The organism is Rahnella sp. CFA14(1/10), assembly GCF_004195095.1.
Taxonomy (GTDB): domain Bacteria; phylum Pseudomonadota; class Gammaproteobacteria; order Enterobacterales; family Enterobacteriaceae; genus Rahnella; species Rahnella perminowiae.
Map to the genome: position 1 here is coordinate 174547 of NZ_SEWS01000006.1, position 19216 is coordinate 193762.

General features: G+C 53.2%; 17 protein-coding genes. 8 read left to right on the top strand and 9 right to left on the bottom strand.

Going from position 1 to position 19216, the window contains the following annotated elements:
• Positions 1-175 precede the first annotated feature (175 nt).
• Positions 176-1429 carry a putative hydroxymethylpyrimidine transporter CytX gene (gene cytX / locus EVX52_RS13770; protein WP_129991501.1) on the top strand — a complete coding sequence of 418 codons (1254 nt, stop codon included), beginning with the start codon at positions 176-178 and terminating at the stop codon, positions 1427-1429.
• A gap of 71 nt (positions 1430-1500) precedes the next feature.
• Here cytX and mqo read toward each other — a convergent pair whose 3' ends face one another.
• The 6 genes from mqo to EVX52_RS13800 form a co-directional block, all read right to left on the bottom strand.
• The gene (gene mqo / locus EVX52_RS13775) at positions 1501-3153 is read right to left on the bottom strand and encodes a malate dehydrogenase (quinone) (protein WP_129991502.1); all 1653 of its coding nucleotides are present in this window, start codon (positions 3151-3153) and stop codon (positions 1501-1503) included.
• A gap of 370 nt (positions 3154-3523) precedes the next feature.
• A complete protein-coding gene (locus tag EVX52_RS13780; protein WP_129953903.1) occupies positions 3524-5164 on the bottom strand; it encodes a malate:quinone oxidoreductase in 1641 nt (546 codons plus the stop codon).
• A gap of 303 nt (positions 5165-5467) precedes the next feature.
• The gene (locus EVX52_RS13785; RefSeq protein ID WP_129953905.1) at positions 5468-6244 is read right to left on the bottom strand and encodes an anti-sigma factor; all 777 of its coding nucleotides are present in this window, start codon (positions 6242-6244) and stop codon (positions 5468-5470) included.
• The gene (locus EVX52_RS13790) at positions 6241-6696 is read right to left on the bottom strand and encodes a sigma-70 family RNA polymerase sigma factor (RefSeq protein ID WP_235173521.1); all 456 of its coding nucleotides are present in this window, start codon (positions 6694-6696) and stop codon (positions 6241-6243) included. Before EVX52_RS13790 ends, EVX52_RS13785 begins: the two co-directional genes overlap by 4 nt.
• Before the next feature lie 80 nt (positions 6697-6776).
• Complete coding sequence (locus tag EVX52_RS13795; RefSeq protein ID WP_129991503.1) at positions 6777-7319, bottom strand: M48 family metallopeptidase; 543 nt, start codon at positions 7317-7319, stop codon at positions 6777-6779.
• Positions 7320-7350: 31 nt separating this feature from the next.
• Positions 7351-7929 carry a cytochrome b gene (locus EVX52_RS13800; protein ID WP_129953910.1) on the bottom strand — a complete coding sequence of 193 codons (579 nt, stop codon included), beginning with the start codon at positions 7927-7929 and terminating at the stop codon, positions 7351-7353.
• 331 nt (positions 7930-8260) lie between these two features.
• Here EVX52_RS13800 and EVX52_RS13805 point away from each other — a divergent pair, with 331 nt between their 5' ends.
• Positions 8261-9007, top strand: coding sequence for a flagellar brake protein (locus EVX52_RS13805; RefSeq protein ID WP_129953911.1), 747 nt, complete (start codon positions 8261-8263; stop codon positions 9005-9007).
• Positions 9008-9010: 3 nt separating this feature from the next.
• Here the strand turns inward: EVX52_RS13805 and EVX52_RS13810 are convergent, their stop codons facing one another.
• Positions 9011-9769, bottom strand: a complete 759-nt coding sequence (locus EVX52_RS13810) for an SDR family NAD(P)-dependent oxidoreductase (protein ID WP_129953913.1) — start codon at positions 9767-9769, stop codon at positions 9011-9013.
• Positions 9770-9894: 125 nt separating this feature from the next.
• Between EVX52_RS13810 and EVX52_RS13815 the strand changes: the two genes are divergently transcribed.
• The 4 genes from EVX52_RS13815 to EVX52_RS13830 all read left to right on the top strand — a co-directional run bounded on the left by EVX52_RS13815 (position 9895) and on the right by EVX52_RS13830 (position 14458).
• Positions 9895-10794 carry a LysR family transcriptional regulator gene (locus EVX52_RS13815; RefSeq protein WP_205952661.1) on the top strand — a complete coding sequence of 300 codons (900 nt, stop codon included), beginning with the start codon at positions 9895-9897 and terminating at the stop codon, positions 10792-10794.
• An 84-nt stretch (positions 10795-10878) separates the two neighbouring features.
• A complete protein-coding gene (gene yhjD, locus EVX52_RS13820) occupies positions 10879-12018 on the top strand; it encodes an inner membrane protein YhjD (protein WP_129953917.1) in 1140 nt (379 codons plus the stop codon).
• Positions 12019-12305: 287 nt separating this feature from the next.
• The gene (locus EVX52_RS13825) at positions 12306-13628 is read left to right on the top strand and encodes an MFS transporter (protein WP_129953919.1); all 1323 of its coding nucleotides are present in this window, start codon (positions 12306-12308) and stop codon (positions 13626-13628) included.
• A 59-nt stretch (positions 13629-13687) separates the two neighbouring features.
• A complete protein-coding gene (locus EVX52_RS13830; RefSeq protein WP_129991505.1) occupies positions 13688-14458 on the top strand; it encodes a CDP-diacylglycerol diphosphatase in 771 nt (256 codons plus the stop codon).
• A gap of 50 nt (positions 14459-14508) precedes the next feature.
• On the opposite strand, the gene EVX52_RS13835 is transcribed toward EVX52_RS13830, so the two are convergent.
• Together EVX52_RS13835 and pdeH are read right to left on the bottom strand one after the other, a co-directional pair.
• Entirely contained in the window at positions 14509-16563 is a 2055-nt protein-coding gene (locus tag EVX52_RS13835) for an AsmA family protein (RefSeq protein WP_129991506.1), read from the bottom strand.
• 211 nt (positions 16564-16774) lie between these two features.
• Positions 16775-17551: a cyclic-guanylate-specific phosphodiesterase gene (gene pdeH, locus EVX52_RS13840; RefSeq protein WP_129991507.1), complete on the bottom strand. Its 777-nt coding sequence runs from the start codon at positions 17549-17551 to the stop codon at positions 16775-16777.
• A gap of 318 nt (positions 17552-17869) precedes the next feature.
• Between pdeH and EVX52_RS13845 the strand changes: the two genes are divergently transcribed.
• Both EVX52_RS13845 and EVX52_RS13850 read left to right on the top strand, forming a co-directional pair.
• Positions 17870-18073, top strand: a complete 204-nt coding sequence (locus EVX52_RS13845; RefSeq protein WP_129991508.1) for a 2-hydroxymuconate tautomerase family protein — start codon at positions 17870-17872, stop codon at positions 18071-18073.
• Positions 18074-18266: 193 nt separating this feature from the next.
• Positions 18267-19205, top strand: a complete 939-nt coding sequence (locus EVX52_RS13850) for a sugar kinase (RefSeq protein WP_129953928.1) — start codon at positions 18267-18269, stop codon at positions 19203-19205.
• Positions 19206-19216 lie beyond the last annotated feature (11 nt).

Genomic DNA, 19216 nt, shown 5'->3' on the forward strand with positions numbered 1-19216 from the left:
GTTAATCTTTTTTCTTCTGTAAACGCTTTTCGAGTTGATCCGGTTGTTCCCGTTCAATCCGCTCGTTTTAAAATCGGCTGATCGTTGAAACTGATGCGCCTCTCCCCCGCCCTTCATCAGAATTTCACCGTAATATGCTATAACAGACATTCGCTTTAGCCACTAAATTAACCTCATGAAAAATAATGGCATTTATTCTCCTCAGGCGGCTGTCCCTGAGAAATCACGGGTGCTGGGCTGGTCAGATTTATTCTCGCTGTGGTTCTCACTCGGCATGGGCCTGATGGTGTTGCAGGCCGGTGCTATTCTGGCGCCGGGCCTCGGGCTGGCGGGCTCGCTGGCAGCTGTTGTGCTGGGGTCCGCCGTCGGCGTTGCCCTGCTGGCGCTGGCCGGGGTGATCGGCGGGCAGACAGGTATGTCATCAATGGCATCGCTGAAGCTAAGTCTGGGCAAGCGCGGTGTGGCGCTGCCGGTGCTGTTTAATCTGATCCAGCTGATCGGCTGGGGCGCATTCGAAATTGTGGTGATGCGCGATGCCGCCAGTCTGCTGGCGAAACGGGCATGGGGCGACGGCAGTTTTTGGGCGAATCCGACGCTGTGGACGTTTATCTTCGGCGCCGTTGCCACGCTGCTGGCGGCCAGCGGGCCGCTGGCGTTTATCCGTCTGGTGCTGCGCCGCTGGGGGATCTGGCTGCTGTTGGCCAGTTGTGCGTGGCTGACCGGTTATCTGTTCCTGCATGCGGATTTATCGTCGCTATGGCATAAAGCCGGAGACGGTTCGATGCCCTTCGCGCTGGCCTGCGATATCGTGGTATCGATGGCGTTTTCGTGGCTGCCGCTGGTGTCGGATTACACCCGCTTCGGCAAATCTGCGCGGCAAAATTTCTGGGGGACTGCCTGCGGGTATTTCCTCGGCAGCGTGTGGATGATGGCTCTTGGCGTCGCGTATACGCTGGCGTTTGTCAGCACATCGGCAGATGCCAATGCGCTGCTGCTGGCACTCTCAGGCGTTGCGCTGGGTATTCCGCTGCTGCTGATTCTGGTGGATGAACACGAGAACGCCTTTGCGGATATTCACTCGGCAGCGGTTTCTGCCGGTACTTCAGTACCCGTCAGCGTCGGTAAACTGACGCTGGGTATCGGTCTGCTGTGTACGCTGATCGCCTGGTCGGTGCCGCTGACGCAATACGAAAACTTCCTGCTGCTGATTGGCTCGGTATTTGCGCCGCTGTTCGGCGTGGTGCTGACACATCATTTTGTTCTGCGCAGGCAGAGCCACGAGAATCTGAATATCCGTTCTGTTGCGGCCTGGTTTATTGGCATTGCGGTTTATCATCTGATGGCAAACCTGCTGCCGGATATCGGCGCGACTATACCTTCACTGCTGGTGGCGGGGCTGGTGTGCTGGGGATTAGGGCGTAAAGCCTGAGTTAACACCAGAAAAAAACCGCTCACCTGAGCGGTTTGTATTTTCAGAAATCAGAACTTACAGCGCAGAACTTACAAAGCAATATCCGCAGGCTGTTTTGGCTCTTGTTTTGCCTGAACATCGAGCGGACGCAACTGAACCACCTCGGCCACCGGTGTCGTGTTCATCGACGGCGTTTCCAGTTGCAGAATACGGCTGGTTTCCAGCAGTTCTTTTTCGGTCGCTTCCACATTGCCGTTCAGTTTGGTGCCATAAGACGGGATAATTTCCCGGAATTTGGCCTGCCATTCTGCACTGGCTGCGCGCTCCTTAAAGACGGTTTCCAGCAATTTCATCATGATCGGTGCGGCGGTTGACGCGCCCGGTGATGCGCCCAGCAACGCGGCGATACTGCCATCTTTCGCGCTCACCACTTCGGTGCCCAGACGCAACACGCCGCCGTGCCTGCCATCTTTTTTGATGACCTGCACACGTTGTCCGGCGACCCAGCGTTTCCAGTCTTTCTGTTCGGCTTCGGGGAAAAATTCTTTCAGCGCGGCATGACGGTCTTCATCGCTGAGCATCACCTGCCCGACCAGATATTTCACCAGATCAAAGTTACCCATGCCGACATGCGTCATCGGTAACAGGTTCGAGCTGTTGACGCTGCCAAACAGGTCCCAAAGGGAACCATTTTTCAGGAATTTACTGGAAAAGGTAGCGAATGGCCCGAACAGCAGAACCTGTTTGCCATCGATAATACGGGTATCGAGATGCGGAACAGACATCGGCGGTGCGCCCACGGCCGCTTTGCCGTACACCTTCGCCAGATGACGTTTCACCACATCCTGATTCTCTGTCACCAGGAATTCCCCGCCGACCGGGAAGCCGCCGTATTCACGCGCTTCCGGAATACCGGATTTTTGCAGCAGCGTCAGAGACGCCCCGCCCGCGCCGATGAACACGAATTTCGCATTCACCACATGGTGTTTGTGGCTGTGTTTGAGATCGGTAATGGTGACGCGCCAGGTTTTGTCCGGATTGCGCTGGATATCACGCACTTCCTGACAGTTTGCCAGCGTGAAGTTGGATTGTTTCTGCAACGCCTCGACCAGCTGACGGGTCACCTCACCGAAGTTTACGTCGGTGCCTGCCGTGGTGCGGGTTGCTGCCACTTTTTGCGCCGGATCACGGCCTTCCATCACGGCCGGGATCCACTGTCTGATTTGTTCCGGGTCTTCTGAATATTCCATCCCGCGGAACAGCGTGCTTTCCTGCAGCGCAGCAAAACGTTTGCGCAGGAAATCGATGTTGTCATCGCCCCAGACAAAGCTCATATGCGGCACGCTGTTGATGAACGAGCGCGGATTATTCAGCACACCTTTCTTAACCTGATACGCCATAAACTGACGGGAAACCTGGAAGGCTTCGTTGATCGCCACGGCCTTGGTGATATCGACAGTACCGTCCGGCATCAGCGGGGTGTAGTTCATTTCGGCGAGCGCGGCGTGGCCGGTCCCCGCATTATTCCAGCCGTTGGAGCTTTCCTGCGCCACACTATCCATGCGTTCGATCATATGGACTGACCAGTCCGGCTCGAGTTCCTGGAGATAAGTCCCCAGGGTTGCACTCATAATTCCGCCGCCGACCAGCAATACATCAACGGATTTTTCGTCTTCTGCGGCCGCAGGCTCGCTGGCACCCAGTGAGTCACGGTTGAGAAGCATACCAAGTATCTTTCTCATGACGTCTGTTTCTCTAAATGTTCAGTTTTGTTATGAATCGTTGTTGTGACTATCGAACAAGAAATTAGCAAAAAAACACGCGGGATCGTTACTGAAACTTCATTTTTTCAAATCATGACTAAGAATATAACATTATCACTACAAAAATTAAAAAAGGATTTAACGTTTCAAAAAAACAGGCAAACGGGATGTCGGATAGCGCTTCAGGCCGCATCACAGCTGGATTTGAAGGGGATTGGCAAGGTCATTCCGGGGGCTTTCAGACGGTCAAAGAACGCGCTATTCGTGCTAAATCGGGTTTTGTGGGGAAAGCGAGATGTTAAAAAGGCGCGGTTGCCCGCGCCTTTGAAGGGTGGAGTGACGATACGGCTTAAAGCGCGACGTCAGCCACCACTTTTTGTTCTTTCTTCGGTGCAGAAGCATCCGCAGCCGGTGCCGGCTCTGCAGCTTTCGGTTGCGGATTGTCGAGCATCAGAACGCGGCTGGTGTCGCCCAGTTCTTTCTCGGTCGCCGCCACGTTGCCGTTCAGTTCGGTGCCATAAGACGGGATGATTTGCTTCAGCTTGGCCTGCCATTCCGGGGTGGCAACTTTGTCTTTAAACACTTTTTCCATCAGGTGCAACATGATCGGTGCTGCAGTAGATGCGCCCGGCGAAGCGCCCAGCAGCGCGGTAATGCTGCCGTCTTTCGAGCTGACCACTTCGGTGCCAAGACGCAGAACGCCGCCTTCTTTCTCATCTTTTTTGATGATCTGCACGCGCTGACCGGCTTCCCACAGACGCCAGTCTTCTTTCTTCGCATCCGGGAAATATTCACGCAATGCATCGAAACGGTCATCGTCGGAGAGCATCACCTGACTGACCAGATATTTCACCAGATCAAAGTTGTCGATGCCCACATGGGTCATCGGCATGATATTGGAGAAGTTCACGCTGCCGAACAGATCCCACAGGGAACCGTTTTTCAGGAACTTGCTGGAGAAGGTGGCGAAAGGCCCGAACAACAGAACCTGTTTGCCGTCCAGAATACGGGTATCAAGATGCGGAACGGACATCGGCGGGGAGCCGACTGACGCTTTACCGTACACTTTTGCCAGGTGGCGTTTCACCACGTCCGGGTTTTCGGTCACCAGGAACTCGCCGCCTACCGGGAAACCGCCGTAGTTATCCGCTTCAGGAATACCGGATTTTTGCAGCAGTGTCAGGGATGCGCCGCCTGCACCGATAAAGACAAACTTCGCTTTGATGACACTTTCTTTATCACCGTTTTTCAGATCGGCAACGGTTACGTTCCAGGTGTTATCCGGGTTACGTTTAATATCGCGGACTTCATGGCCGAGGCTCAGGGAGAAGTTAGGTTTCTTCTGTAATGAGGCCACCAGCTGACGGGTGATTTCACCGAAGTTCACGTCAGTGCCGATCGGGATACGGGTCGCCGCCACTTTCTGTGCCGGGTCACGTCCTTCCATTACCAGCGGGATCCACTGCTTGATTTGCGCCGGGTCTTCTGAATATTCCATACCACGGAACAGCGTGCTTTGTTGCAGCGCGGCAAAACGTTTACGCAGGAAGTTGATGTTGTCGTCGCCCCAGACAAAACTCATGTGCGGCGTGCTGTTGATGAAAGAACGCGGGTTGTGTAACACGCCGTTCTCAACCTGATAGGTCCAGAACTGACGGGAAATCTGGAAGGATTCGTTAATTTCAACCGCTTTGGAGATATCGATGCTGCCGTCAGCTTTTTCCGGCGTGTAGTTCATTTCTGCCAGTGCAGAGTGACCGGTACCGGCATTGTTCCAGCCATTCGAGCTTTCCAGCGCCACGCCGTCCAGGCGCTCCACCATGTCGACTGACCAGTCTGGTTCTAATTCCTGAAGGTATGTCCCCAGCGTCGCGCTCATAATGCCGCCGCCGATCAGTAACACATCAACGGGCTTTTCATCTTCTGCGAACGCTGACTGGCTGAAAGCAACCACGTTAAGGCAGAGGATCATGGCGAGTATCTTTCTCATGACGTCTGTTTCTCTGAATGTTTAGTTTTAATTTTGCAGGTGAAAGCTATCCAGATTTCCCCTGGATAAACGAAATCAACAACCCGTTGCGGTGGGAAATAAACGATTATTTCCACAAATGATGAAAGGACAATAATGGGGAGTAACGAAAACCGCGGCTAAAAACGACAAATCAACCACATAAATGTTGCCGAATACTCATATTATTGAGATTTCGTAAACAATTTAACATTGTCGTTACGTGCATTAAAAATAGTTTAATACTTTAAATAATTACATAAGTTAGTGACGTGACGAAATTACTCACACCAGATTCGCCTGTAAAGCTGCGGCATGCGCGGCCAGAGTCGTTGCCGGGCTGTGGCCGATCAGCATGAAGTTGTAACCGGCAGTACGCCAGTAAACCACGTTCATACCCCGGCGTATTTCACGCTGCAATGACGTATTTTCAACGCTTTTGCTGCGCGTAATACACAACGCCATCGGGCCGTAACGCGCGTCAAGATAGGTAATTTGCGCAATATCATCATCGTCATAATGCAGCATACGGGCATCTTTAAGATCCGCGCCCTGCACCGCCAGCGCCGCAGGGCTCAGCGGGATCCCTAAGGTGTTTTGCACCCGCGCGAGCTGTATTTTTTGTTGCCCGGCAGAATCATAAACATCGGCCAGCGTCTGCGCGGTATACAGCGACATATAATCCGCCACGCGCGCCCGCCAGTTATCCTCAGAAGTAAAAAGTGTGGAGTAGCGTCCGGCCAGCAGCCCGACAGCCAGAAAACTTAACGACGCCGCAAGCAATGCGCGGCGGCTTAATCCAGGCGAACCGGTACCCCGTGCGTCAGGGATCGCATCGAGTGCGGCCTGCAATTTCCCGACCGGCGCTTCCTGCAACATCGCGCCAAACGCATCGTGGAACGGTAAATTGCTGCGTGACATCTGTGCCAGCCGCCGCGTCAGCACGTCATCCTGGCTCAGCTGTGCGTCAAACTTCGCGCGCTGAGATTCACTGAGCTGGTTATCGAGATAGGCAACCAGAACTTCATCAGCATAAGGCGCAGGCGCGATTTCACGGGTCATTTTTTCTCTCCCTGCTGCGGTTGAGTGGCGAGGTCTGCGTCTTTTGCCAGCGTCAGCCGCGCGGTCGCCAGACGGCTCATGATAGTACCGGCGGGCACAGACAGCGTCATCGCCGCCTCCTGATAGGTGAAACCTTCGACATACACCAGAAATACCGCATTGCGCTGGGCTTCAGGCAGGCGGTTCACCCGCTGCATCACCTGCGTGTGCCAGTGACGCTCTTCGAAAGACAGCGTATCAGCGGGGGTTTCCGTTTCGCTGACATCGGCAAAACCCTGTCCCTGACGGACGTGCTGCGCCCTGAGTTCATTCACCCATATGGAGTGCAGTATAGAAAAGAGCCAGCGGTCCGTGCCGGTACTGTCCTTAACCTGCGCGCAGCGTTCCAGCGCCCGCACGCAGGTGGATTGCACCAGATCGTCTGCCACATCGTGCTTGCGCGACAACACCATCGCGTAGCGCCACAGACGTGACAGGCACTGGCTCAGTTCAGAACGTAAGTCTGCCGGTGAGATTTATCGTTTCTCCGTGATCAGGATTCCGGATGGCCGGCGATGGCTGCGCTCAGATCGCGATATTCTTCGCAGCCGGTTCCGCACAAGCCTTTGATGGTCGCCAGCTGGGCTTTGGCGAGATCAGGACGCCCTTTAATCATATAAGCCTCGCCGAGATATTCCCGGACTTTGGCGTAATGCGCGTCAAGGGCAATCGACTTATGATAGTAGCTGATGCCTTCGTCGGTACGCCCGAGTTTACGCGTGGCGTAACCACGATAGTTCCAGGCCTCTTTGGTGTTCTGATCTTTGAGCGTATCCAGCACCGTCAGCGCTTCCTGATAACGGCCGGTTTTCGCCAGATGATAGGCGTACTGGGTTTTATCCTGATCGGAGATCATGCTGCCTTTATCCACCATGCAGCTTTTGGTTTTGCTGTCGTAGATTTGCCCCTTCGGGCAATCCGGCGTTTTTTTAGCGTCGGAATCATCCCCCATTGCATTCGCTGCCGCGCTGAAAAACAGCAGATTGCCCGCCAGACACACAACTGACAACGCCTGCATTACCGTTTTTGTCTTCATAATGATGTCCTGTAGAGAATGAACTGATGACTTACGGGCGGCCCTGGCTGCCCGGTAACATGCGGCGCAGAATGCCGTCGCGAAGAACGTAATGATGGAAAAGTGCCGCCAGCGCATGCACGCCCGCAATAATAATCAGTGCCCAGGCCACATTGTTATGTAATGAGCCAAAGGTTCGGGTCATTATGCTGTCAAAATTAAATACGTCCGGGATCGGGAATAAACCGAAGAAATAGAAGGGTTCAGCCTGCGACCAGCGAAATAAAAAGCCCAGAATGATCTGCGTGATCAGCAATAAATAGAGCGCCAGATGGGTCAGATGTGCGGCGGCTTTCATCAGCGCGGGCATGGCGACGGGTTGCTGTTTACTGCGTCCGGTACTGACCGTGAATAACCGCCACAGCAGACGCCCGGTGATAATGGCCGCCAGCAGAATCCCCACCGAAATATGCACGGATTGCAGCCCTTTACGCAGCGGTGTCCCGTGATCGAGGACTTCCCAGATATGTGCGCTGGCAAACAGAAAAATCACGGCCAGTGCCGTCAGCCAGTGCAGCAAAATCGTCAGCCCGTCGTAACGGTTGCGGAGAACAGAAGATGGAGTTTGCATAAAAACCGTGCCCGTAAGTGTTCGATATAAAGTAAACACCTGAGCACCGGTTTCTATTCGGTTAGGCGGGAAAAATAATTTTCCCCTGTTATGTATTGAGTGATAAAAAAGCTAAGGAAAAAATACACGTCAGCACATGAAAAGATAGCCTATATAAAGTCAGGGGGGGAAAATGGCCTGCCCGGCGCTGTAATTTCACTTTTTGATCCATAAAAATATCCGTTATTAGCGGATAAAGTTTTGTTCTGAGCCGCCGATAATCCGTAGCAGGTGCCCTGTATGGCAACGGCTGCGCCATAATTTTGCATTTATTTCTTATGAGGTGTGTCAGGTGAGCGAAGTGTCGAAAGAATCGTTTGCGAAGCGGAACACGCTGGCAATCTTGTCCGTTCTGCGTGACTTAAAGAAGAACCAGACCCTGGTCATGGTCAGCCATTCACGCGGGCAATTTATCAGTAAGATTCTGGATGTTGATGCTGACAATCATCAGTTCCTGTTCGATCTGGGCAGCTCAGATTACGAGAACAATCTGGCCGCTGAGGCCGACACACTGACGTTTGTTGCGGAACCGGCCGGGGCCAAGGTTGAGTTTTCCTGCAGCAAAGCCCGCCAGGTCAGCTACGAAGGTTTACCGACATTTACCTGCGATATTCCCCCGGTGTTGTATTTTATTCAGCGTCGTGAATATTTCCGCGTGAGTGTGCCGTGGATACCGGATTACCGGTGCAGCGGAACACTGCCTGATACTTCTGAGTTTGCTTATCGCGTGCGTGATATTTCACTCGGCGGGCTGGGGCTGGAAATTGAAGGAGCAACGCCACCGGAAATCACCGAAGGGTCAATGTTGAAAGATTCGCTGATTCAGTTAGCGGAACTGGGAACCTTCACATTGGATTTGCAGTATCTCGGCGCGATGGTACGTAAGACAGTGAGCAACAAAGGCGAAACCGTGACATCGCAACGACTGAGTTTCAGGTTTCCGCATTTATCGCCCGCACAGGAACGCGACCTGCAACGGGCGATTTTCGAGCTGGAAAAACAGCAACATATGAAAGCAAAGCGTTTCCAGCACGATTAACGTTTAGATAAACATACCGCCTGAAGCCTCGACGCGCTGGGCGGTCATCCAGCCAGCTTCATCACTGAGCATCAGCGCCACCATATCACCAATATCGTCCGGCAATCCGGCCCGGCCCAGCGCAGTGTTGCTGGCAACCAGTTTGTTCACATCCGGATTGTCCCGCACCATACCATTACTGAAATCCGTTTCAATTGCGCCAGGCGCCAGCACATTAGCAGTGATGCCCCGCGCGCCGAGTTCTTTTGCCTGATAGCGGGTCAGCACTTCGATGGCACCTTTCATCATGGCGTAGGCCGATGAACCTGGCAGGGCAAAACGCGCCAGTCCGCTGGAAATATTCAGAATGCGCCCACCGTCGGCCATCAGCGGTAACAGCTTTTGGGTCAGGAAGAACGGCCCTTTAAGATGGACATTCATCATCAGATCAAATTGTGCTTCCGTGGTATCGGCAAACGCCTCATGTAAACCGACACCGGCATTGTTGACCAGAAAATCAAAAGTGTCGCGTTGCCAGACCTGTTGCAATTGGGTTTTGATTTCCGCAGCGAACGCATCAAAACTGCCGGACTCGCCGGTATTGAGCTGCAACGCCACAGCTTTTCCCCCCTGCGCTTCGACAGATGCCACCACTTCCCGGGCAGCACCGGCCTGATGGTGGTAAGTCAGAATCACGTCAATGCCCTTTTTTGTCAGTTTTTCAACGGCATTCTTACCTAAACCACGACTTGCGCCGGTCACTATAGCGATTTTACGGTTCATAACAGGCCTCATTCAATTTTGCTTCTGTTGCATCGGATGAAATACAGCCTATTGGATTACCGGAGAGTGATAAATGGTTCATAATGAATTTCACTGTCTCATTTTCAACAACAATCGGACAAGATGTGGATAAAATTCAATCAATGCAGGTTTTCGTGCGTGTCGCTGAGCTGAGTAATTTTACCCGCGCGGCAGAAAGTCTGGGATTGCCAAAGGGCAGCGTGTCGCGGCTGGTGCAGCAACTGGAAACGCGGATGTCTGCACGTTTGCTCCATCGTTCAACGCGCCGTGTGCAACTGACGCAGGACGGCCAGGTGTTTTATCAGCGCTGCAAAGAGTTGCTGGCCAGCATGGATGAACTGGAATCGATGTTTCAGTCGAATCCGGCCAGTGTCAGCGGACGGTTGCGGGTCGATATGACCACCGGAATGGCGACGCATCTGGTGTTACCGCGTCTGGCGGAGTTTCTTAACCGCTATCCGGCACTGGAAATTGAACTGAGCTGCACCGATCACCGCGTGGATGTGGTGCGTGAAGGGTTCGACTGTGTGATCCGCTCCGGCACCCTGAAGGATTCCGGGCTGATTGCGCGTCCGCTCGGACATCTCAGCATGATTAACTGCGCCAGCCCGGGTTATCTGCGCCGCTATGGTACGCCGGATCATCCTGACCAGCTGGCGCAGCACGCCATGGTGCATTATGAACAAATCCTCGGCAGCCATACGTCGGTCTTTGAATATCTCGACGGCAAACAGGTAAGAACGGTCAAAAGCGGCGGTGCCGTCACGGTTAACAGCACCGAAACCTACGCCAGCGCCTGTATTAACGGTTTGGGTATCATTCAGGTGCCGCTGATTAGCGTGCGAGACGCACTGGCAGGAGGGCAGCTGGTGAGCATTTTGCCGCAATTTCGCGCGCCGCCGATGCCAGTGACGCTGGTTTATCCGCACCGCCTGAATTTGTCACGCCGCGTCAAAGTGTTTATGGACTGGCTGACCGACATCACCCAAACGTTCATCGCCTGAGCGGTTAAACCACCGCCCCGCCCCCTGAGCCGCTCAGGCGTCTATACTTAAAGGCGGATGCACTTTTAAGGACAACATGGATCAATGCCCAATCTTTCCAAACAAAAAGTTTCCACGCAAAAAACCGAAACGCAGGCAAAACCGACCCCGCTGATCAACATCAAAACCGGTAATCAGGCGGTGGATAAAAACATTGGCCGTTTCTCGCGGCTGGTGGAACGCATTCAGTCCTGGGGATGGGTGGCGCATCTAGTGCGTGCCACGGAACGCTTTAATGATCGCCTTGGCAGCCAGTTTGGCGCGGCCATCACCTATTTCTCCTTTCTGTCACTGATCCCGATTCTGATGGTGTCCTTCGCCGCAGTCGGGTTTGTGCTGGCCTCCAATCCTGATTTACTGGCAGAACTGATCAACAAAATCGTCAACAGCATCAGCGACCCGAATCTGGCAAATACGCTGAAAAGCACAGTGAATACCGCCATCCAGCAGCGTACCGCCGTGGGATTATCCGGTTTACTGATTGCGCTTTACTCCGGCGTAAGCTGGATGGGCAATCTGCGCGAGGCGATCCGTGCCCAGTCGCGCGATGTCTGGGAACGTAACCCGCAGGATCAGGAGAAAATTTACCGCCGCTATCTGCGCGATTTTATTTCACTGACCGGACTGGTGCTGGCGCTGATTATCACGCTGTCGCTGACCTCAATCGCCGGGGCGGCGCAAAAAACCATTGTCGATGCGCTGGGGCTGGGGGGTATCGACTGGCTTCGTCCTGTCATGACCAGCATCACGCTGGTGATTTCCGTTGCTGCCAACTACCTGCTTTTTTTGTGGATTTTCTGGATGCTTCCGCGCCATAAACCCCGTAAAAAAGCCCTGCTGCGCGGAACATTGCTGGCGGCGATAGGTTTTGAGGTGATTAAATTTGTGATGACCATGACGCTGCCAAAGCTGGCAACCTCGCCTTCCGGTGCAGCCTTTGGTTCCGTAATCGGCCTGATGGCTTTCTTTTATTTCTTCGCCCGGCTGACGTTATTCGTCGCCGCGTGGATAGCGACGGCGAAATACAAGGATGACGCGCCGGTAGCGGATCGTAAGCCAAAAGCCGCAGACGCAAACCAAAAATCGACCGGAAACGACAGTGAATACACGCCAGACAACCTCATCATGCCAGACGAAATGCATATAACCGGAGTTAATGCTGATAACAAAGCAGAAAAGCAGTGAATAACACCAAACAATCCTGTGCACTGCCCTGAAAACCAGAATAACTGACTGAGGGCCGCACTTTTATTTCGCGGTTTTGCAGTCAGTTACTCTGACTTTTATCCATTCATCAAACTTATGACTGGCGAAATCCTGCCCGGATAAAATAATCCCCCGATCGCGCTTTAAACGCTTTATTTCCCTGCTTCCGCTGCGTTGAAATACCGCCACGCTCTGCATAAGATGCCTTTTCGATATACATTTTTTTACATTAGATCCCTCCCACTCATTACAAATAAGAAACACTTATGCAAGCCACTATCACTCCAGAATTAGAAGCTGACGCGCAATTGGTGAGTCAGAACTCCCGCAGCAAAGTCATCGTGGCATCGCTTATCGGTACGGCCATTGAATTCTTCGACTTTTATATCTATGCCACCGCTGCGGTGATTGTTTTTCCGCATATTTTCTTCCCGCAGGGTGACCCGACGGCCGCCACGCTACAGTCTCTTGCCACCTTCGCCATCGCCTTTATCGCCCGGCCAATCGGCTCTGCGCTGTTCGGCCACTTCGGCGACCGCGTCGGGCGTAAAGTCACGCTGGTGGCTTCTTTGCTGACAATGGGCGTTTCCACCGTGGTGATCGGCCTTCTGCCGACTTACGCCACAATTGGCGTATTTGCACCAATGCTGCTGGCGCTGGCGCGTTTTGGCCAGGGTCTGGGGCTGGGCGGTGAATGGGGCGGCGCGGCGCTGCTCGCGACTGAAAATGCACCGGCGAAGAAACGTGCGCTGTACGGTTCTTTCCCGCAGCTTGGCGCGCCGATTGGTTTCTTCTTCGCAAACGGCATGTTCCTGCTGCTGTCCTGGCTGCTGACTGACGAACAGTTTATTTCCTGGGGCTGGCGTGTGCCGTTCCTGCTTTCGGCAGTGCTGGTTATCGTCGGTCTGTATGTGCGTGTTTCCCTGCACGAAACGCCGGTGTTCGCCAAAATCGCCAAAGCCGGGAAACAGGTCAAGGTGCCGATCGGTACACTGTTTACCCGATACAAAAAAGCGACGATTCTCGGCACCTTTATCATGGTCGCCACTTACACGCTGTTTTACATCATGACCGTGTACTCACTGGGTTACGGCACAGCAGCCAAGCCGGTGGGTCTGGGTATTGCGCGTAATGAATTCCTGCTGATGCTGATGATCGGCGTGGTCGGTTTCGGTGTCATGGTGCCGGTTGCCGGTCAGCTGGCAGATAAGTTTGGCCGTCGCAAAACCATGATTTGTATTACGCTGCTGATGATTGTCTTCGCTCTGTGCTTCCCGACCATTCTGGGTGCGGGTTCTCAGGCGCTGGTGATGGTATTCCTGCTGTGTGGTTTCATGGTGATGGGGCTGACTTTCGGTCCGATGGGCGCGCTGCTGCCGGAACTGTTCCCGACAGAAGTTCGCTATACCGGCGCATCCTTCTCCTATAATGTGTCTTCGATACTGGGCGCGTCCGTTGCGCCGTACATCGCCACCTGGCTGGCAACCCATTACGGATTGTTCTATGTGGGCGTTTATCTGGCTTCAATGGCAACGCTGACGCTGATCGCACTGCTGTTGTCCAAAGAGACCGCCCATCAGTCATTGTAACTGACCCGGACACCGTGCCCGGTTTGCGCCCGGCACGGTGCCTTCTGCGAAGGTTTCTTATGCGCTTGCGTCGATTTATCCTGCCCGTCCTGATCCTGCTAATCGTTATTGCCGCGGCCTTCTGGTATTTCTGGCCTCACTCCTCCAATCCGAACGCCCTGTGGAACATCATCAGTACGAAATGCGTGCCTAATCAGCGCGGCAGCGGAAAGCCCGCTCCCTGCGCACAGGTGGATGAACAACAAGGGTTTGTGGTGCTCAAAGATCTGAACGGTCCGCTGCAATATTTGCTGATGCCCAGTGCGCGCATCACCGGTATGGAAAGCCCCGCACTGCTCGAACCGTCAACGCCGAACTTTTTCAGTCAGGCATGGAATGCGCGGCATTTTATGGCGGATAAATACGGTAAACCGATTGATGACAGCAATGTTTCGCTGGCGATTAACTCGCAATACGGACGTTCGCAGAACCAGCTGCACATCCATATTTCATGTCTTTTACCGCAGGTGAAAACCACGCTGAGTAAAGATGGCGGGCAGATGGGATATAACTGGCAGGAATTGCCCGATAAGCTGCTTGGCCACACCTATCTGGCGCGTAAAGTCACGCAGGCCGAACTGAATGAGAAAGGTGCATTCCGTCTTCTGGCGGAGGGCGTACCGGACGCACAGAAAAAAATGGGTCACTTCGGTATGGCGATGGTCAGTCTGCCGGGCGGCGATTTCCTGCTGCTGGCCAGTGAGCGTGACTTACTCAAACTCAATAATGCCTCCGCCGAAGAAATCCAGGACCACAAATGTGCAGTACTGGATCCGCTGCCTCAGCCTTAAAACCTCCTCCCGGCCTCCCCCTTCGCAGGGGAGGCGTTAATCCAACACGATTACTTCTGTTTCATCTGCTGCAAAATCGGACCGCAATGGTTTTCTTCATTGTCGCTTGGAGAAATCAGCGCCAGCAGAGCTGCGGCGGGCGCAACGACAGCACCGAGCGCCACCGCTGCAGCACCACGGGCGATCAGCGGCCCGGGTTTCACACCGGCATCCGGATTTTTATAGGTGCCGCGAACATACAGCGGCGAACGTAAGGTCAGGATACGCACCCCCTTACTTTCCGGGTTAACCGACAGATCCAGCCGTTCGGTCGCCATATTGGTATTGCCGGTAATGTTAATCACCGCATTTTCAGTATCAAACACAAACAGCCGTGGCGTGACCAGCCCGTTCTTCACATTGACGTTGGCAGCCGCGCAGTTGATCGCGACTTCATCATCGCCGAACAGTTTACTCACCACGTAATTACCGACATTCAGTCCCGCCAGTTCCATCAGACCCCGGCTGATCACGCCGTCGTTGATGAGGATTTTCATGTCGCCGTTGCTGGTGCCGAGAAGTGCCGCTACTGAATTACCGGTGCCGGTCAGCGTGACGTCACCGTTCAGGTCACCCAGGCTGCGTTCCATCGCCTGTACGTTTGGCAGCAGTTGTTTCAGCTTCAGCTTACGGGCATGGATATCGGCGCGCGCCTGCATCGGTGATTTGTCACCTTCGAGGCGGAGGGTGGAATTCAGATTGCCGCCTGCCATCCCGAAACGTAGCGGGTCAAGCAGGATCACACCGTCATTCAGTTTCAGATGGGTGCTTAAATCGCTCAGCGGCAGGGACTCACCGTGCTCGATGCGTTTGGCGCTGAATTTCACATCAGCGTCCATCACACGCCAGCTTTTGGTATCGAATTTCTCTACCGGCAACACTTTGTCGGCAGGCTGACGGGTGGTTTCACCACGCTTAGCTTTATCTGTGTTGGAATCGGCACCAATCAGCGGAGCCAGATCAGCAAAGCGCAGCTGTTTTGAAGCGACCTCACCGGTCAGTTCAGGCCGCGGTTTGCTGGCCTGATAAGTCAGTGAGCCGTGAATATCGCTGTCACCGATTTTGCCGTTAAAGTTCTGATAACGGTAAACTGCGCCGTCTTTATCATGCAACGTCGCCGATAAATGGCCGTCTGTAGAATACGGCGGTGTTTGCGGCAGCAGCACGCCGGTCAGACCATACAAATCAGACAGCGTCTGGCCGGAGAATTTCAGGCGTAAATCCAGGCCGCCAAGATTCATCGGATCCTGCAATGTCCCCGCGACAGCCACCCGCGTATTCCCGGAACGCACATCTGCCTGCAGCGGGAACAGCGCATCCGGGTCTTTCAATGCCAGCATGCCACCGATTTTACCGCTACCGGAAAGCGATTCGCCGTTATATTTACCGTCAACTTTCCAGCCAAACACGTAAGGCGGGGTTTTGGTTTTCGGTGCATCTTTCTTATCACCGACCACTTCCGTGAACGGCAGCGGTTTGCCCAGCGGGTCAATCACGGCCCGGAAATCGGCTTTCAGTTTTGCATCTTTGTAGTCGATTTGTCCGCGATCAAACACGATATCATTAAGCGTAAATGACCAGGCTGACGGCGGCTGTGCCGGATCCTGGGTATCACTGTTGTCGAGATTGAACGTCCAGTTATTTTTACCATTATCCAGACGCAGCAATGAAGCATCGGGCTGTTTCAGCCAGACTCGTGGGATCAGCACTTCTTTATGCAATAAGGCGAGTGGTGCAATGCTGGCATCAATGCGGGCGAGTTTCACCATCTGTGCATCTTTTCCGCCGGGTTGCACGTCGGAAGGGTTGCCGAGTACGATATCTTCAGCATGAATGTGCGGCCAGGGCACCCACGCGCGCCACCCCGCTTCGTCTTTCTGACGCGACCAGTCCACGCCTAAATCGCCGCGGATCGCGAATGTACGGTTCAGTTCAGTGCTGACTTTTTGATTGATGGTCGGTTTGAGGCGGTTCCAGTCGAATGTCGCAATGAAAATCACGATAGCAATCAACGCAATGATAATCACACCCGCAACCCAGGAAATCACTTTACCTGTGCGCGTCATAAACCTGTTCCTTTCAGACAGTTAACGAATCCCAGAGTTTAACCATAGTAGAATTCTTAACAGCTTGCCGGAAACGGCATCCGCGAAGGGGTGAACAACAGGCAGGAAGGTCGGAAATAATGCTTTAAAATCAGGCAAATGGAGATGTATCACACCACAACAACTCAGCGGCACCTTTGAGGGTTCGCCTCAGCAGGTCAGGTGTGATTCATTATCCTTTAAAATGTATAGGCAGATTATTCAGATTATCGAAAACGGTGGGACGTGCCAGATAATAACCTTGTGCAGCCAGCGCATCAGAATTGCAGACCATTGCCCATTCCGAAGCCGTTTCAACCCCTTCAATAATCACGCCTTTGCTGTAGCGGTTCATCAGCGTCACCAGCGTGTAAAATAGCCGGGATCCCTCCTCACTCTGCCCAAGCAAAATAAACAGATCACGGGCGATTTTGATGTATTCGTAATGCCATGTGGTGAAGGAGGAGAAGTTAGCGATACCCTGACCGAAGTCATCGAGCCATAGCCGGTCAGATTGCTCGATTTGCGACAGCGGAATACTCAGCGCATTTTCGGCGCTTTCAACCAGTTCAAAACGCACATACGGCATCGCGCGGATTTGTGTGCGCAGCGCCGAATCTGTTTGCAGCATTTCCAGGACCTGACCATCGACGTTAATCGACGCCAGTAATTCGTGTTCGATGAACAGATGCTGACAGCGCTGCAACAGATCAAGTTGTTCCTGCACGATTTGCAGGCGTTTACCCACCGCAATCGCGACAAAATATTCTTCCGGTGAAATAAATTTGTGCGGGTCCGCAGGGTGAAATACCCCAGTCAGTAATTCAATTCCTAACAGCTTTCCGGTCGTGCGATAAATGGGCTGAAAACGGTACACTCTCTGACACTGACGCCAGTAAGACTGTGCTTTTACGCGCTCTATCGCGGTAAAAGAAGGCGTAATCAGCCCTAACATCATCTTAGTTATCATATTTTTCTGCCGTCATGAATAAGAGTCAGATCATCAGGGACGTGCGGCAACCTATGTTGCGTGACTACAATGTAATTCATGTCAACAACGTGTGTTCGCAGCACACTGTGTTTCATGGAGGCAAAGTAGCCTGATTTCCTGGCTTTCTTTAGTAGGGTTATCTATCGGCGCTGCGCGGAGAAACTTTAATCACTCTGCGCTCCCCTGCAATCTGTGTGCTGAATGCGTCAAAAGCCTGACTGGAAGTTCTTTTACGCACGTTCTACAGTGGGAGCGCTGAAACATTTCATTAACGCTCATTCACAATCCGGAGAAACAATGCCTTACGTTAATATCAAAATCACCCGCGAGGGTGCGACGGCCGAACAGAAGAAAGCGCTGATCGCCGGAGTGACGCAATTACTGGTGGATACACTGGGCAAAAATCCTGCGACGACCACAGTCATCATTGACGAGGTCGATACCGATAACTGGGGCCTGGGTGGCCGTCCGGTGACCGAACTGCGTCTGGAAAATAAGTAACGGCTTCAGGTGGAAGTGCTGTCGCTTCCACTTTTCCCTTCGTTTTACTGCCTTTTTTTGCCCGCCGCTTACAAAAAATAAAACCTTGTTTTAATTTGTTTGACTGACCGCATTCTTATGAAGAGACTAGAGCGTAATAATGACCGTCTTTTCTTTCCTTTCGTTTTAATGCTTCAGACATAGGCCAGGTACAATGACCAGCAAAAACATTGCCGTTATCGGCGAATGCATGATCGAATTATCTCAGAAAGGCGATGCGCTACACCGCGGTTTTGGTGGCGACACGCTGAACACGTCTGTTTATATTTCCCGCCAGGTTTCCCCTGATGCGCTGAAAGTGCATTACGTCACGGCGCTCGGCAATGACAGTTTCAGCAATGAGATGTTACAGGCATGGCAGCAGGAAGGGGTACACACTGACCTGACCCAGCGCCTTGAAAACAAGTTACCTGGCTTGTATGTGATTGAAACGGACAGCACCGGCGAACGCACCTTCTATTACTGGCGCAATGATGCGGCTGCACGCTACTGGCTCGACAGCCCCCAATCCGAAGAGATTTGTCAGAAACTGGCAGAATTCGATTATCTGTATCTGAGCGGCATCAGCCTGGCGATCCTCAGCGATGAAAGCCGCGACCGTCTGATGACTTTGCTGAAAGCCTGCCGTTCACGCGGCGGTAAAGTGATTTTCGATAACAATTACCGTCCGCGCCTGTGGGCCAGCAAAGACCAAACGCAGGCCGCGTATAACGCCATGCTTTCCTGCACCGATATTGCCTTCCTGACCCTTGATGACGAAGATATGTTATGGGGCCAGAAGCCGTACGATGAGGTGATTGCGCGCACTCATGCGCTGGGCGTCAGCGAAGTGGTCGTCAAACGCGGTGCCGACAGTTGCATCGTCTCCAGCGCTGAAGGCGAACTGCATGATGTGCCAGCGGTGAAATTACCGAAAGAGAAAGTTATCGATACGACGGCAGCAGGCGATTCCTTTAGCGCCGGATATCTGGCGGTCAGACTCACCGGCGGCAGCGCGGCAGAAGCGGCAGTGCGCGGGCATGAGACTGCGAGTACAGTAATTCAGCATCGCGGGGCGATCATCCCGAGGGAGTTTATGCCAGACCGGGCATAAGGGTTTTTCAC

Excerpts from the sequence above, each read along its gene's own strand:
- cytX (WP_129991501.1), top strand. The coding sequence starts at position 176 with ATGAAAAATAATGGCATTTATTCTCCTCAGGCGGCTGTCCCTGAGAAA.
- mqo (WP_129991502.1), bottom strand. The coding sequence starts at position 3,153 with ATGAGAAAGATACTTGGTATGCTTCTCAACCGTGACTCACTGGGTGCC.
- EVX52_RS13780 (WP_129953903.1), bottom strand. The coding sequence starts at position 5,164 with ATGAGAAAGATACTCGCCATGATCCTCTGCCTTAACGTGGTTGCTTTC.
- EVX52_RS13785 (WP_129953905.1), bottom strand. The coding sequence starts at position 6,244 with ATGACCCGTGAAATCGCGCCTGCGCCTTATGCTGATGAAGTTCTGGTT.
- EVX52_RS13790 (WP_235173521.1), bottom strand. The coding sequence starts at position 6,696 with ATGGTGTTGTCGCGCAAGCACGATGTGGCAGACGATCTGGTGCAATCC.
- EVX52_RS13795 (WP_129991503.1), bottom strand. The coding sequence starts at position 7,319 with ATGAAGACAAAAACGGTAATGCAGGCGTTGTCAGTTGTGTGTCTGGCG.
- EVX52_RS13800 (WP_129953910.1), bottom strand. The coding sequence starts at position 7,929 with ATGCAAACTCCATCTTCTGTTCTCCGCAACCGTTACGACGGGCTGACG.
- EVX52_RS13810 (WP_129953913.1), bottom strand. The coding sequence starts at position 9,769 with ATGAACCGTAAAATCGCTATAGTGACCGGCGCAAGTCGTGGTTTAGGT.
- yhjD (WP_129953917.1), top strand. The coding sequence starts at position 10,879 with ATGCCCAATCTTTCCAAACAAAAAGTTTCCACGCAAAAAACCGAAACG.
- EVX52_RS13825 (WP_129953919.1), top strand. The coding sequence starts at position 12,306 with ATGCAAGCCACTATCACTCCAGAATTAGAAGCTGACGCGCAATTGGTG.
- EVX52_RS13830 (WP_129991505.1), top strand. The coding sequence starts at position 13,688 with ATGCGCTTGCGTCGATTTATCCTGCCCGTCCTGATCCTGCTAATCGTT.
- EVX52_RS13835 (WP_129991506.1), bottom strand. The coding sequence starts at position 16,563 with ATGACGCGCACAGGTAAAGTGATTTCCTGGGTTGCGGGTGTGATTATC.
- pdeH (WP_129991507.1), bottom strand. The coding sequence starts at position 17,551 with ATGATAACTAAGATGATGTTAGGGCTGATTACGCCTTCTTTTACCGCG.
- EVX52_RS13845 (WP_129991508.1), top strand. The coding sequence starts at position 17,870 with ATGCCTTACGTTAATATCAAAATCACCCGCGAGGGTGCGACGGCCGAA.
- EVX52_RS13850 (WP_129953928.1), top strand. The coding sequence starts at position 18,267 with ATGACCAGCAAAAACATTGCCGTTATCGGCGAATGCATGATCGAATTA.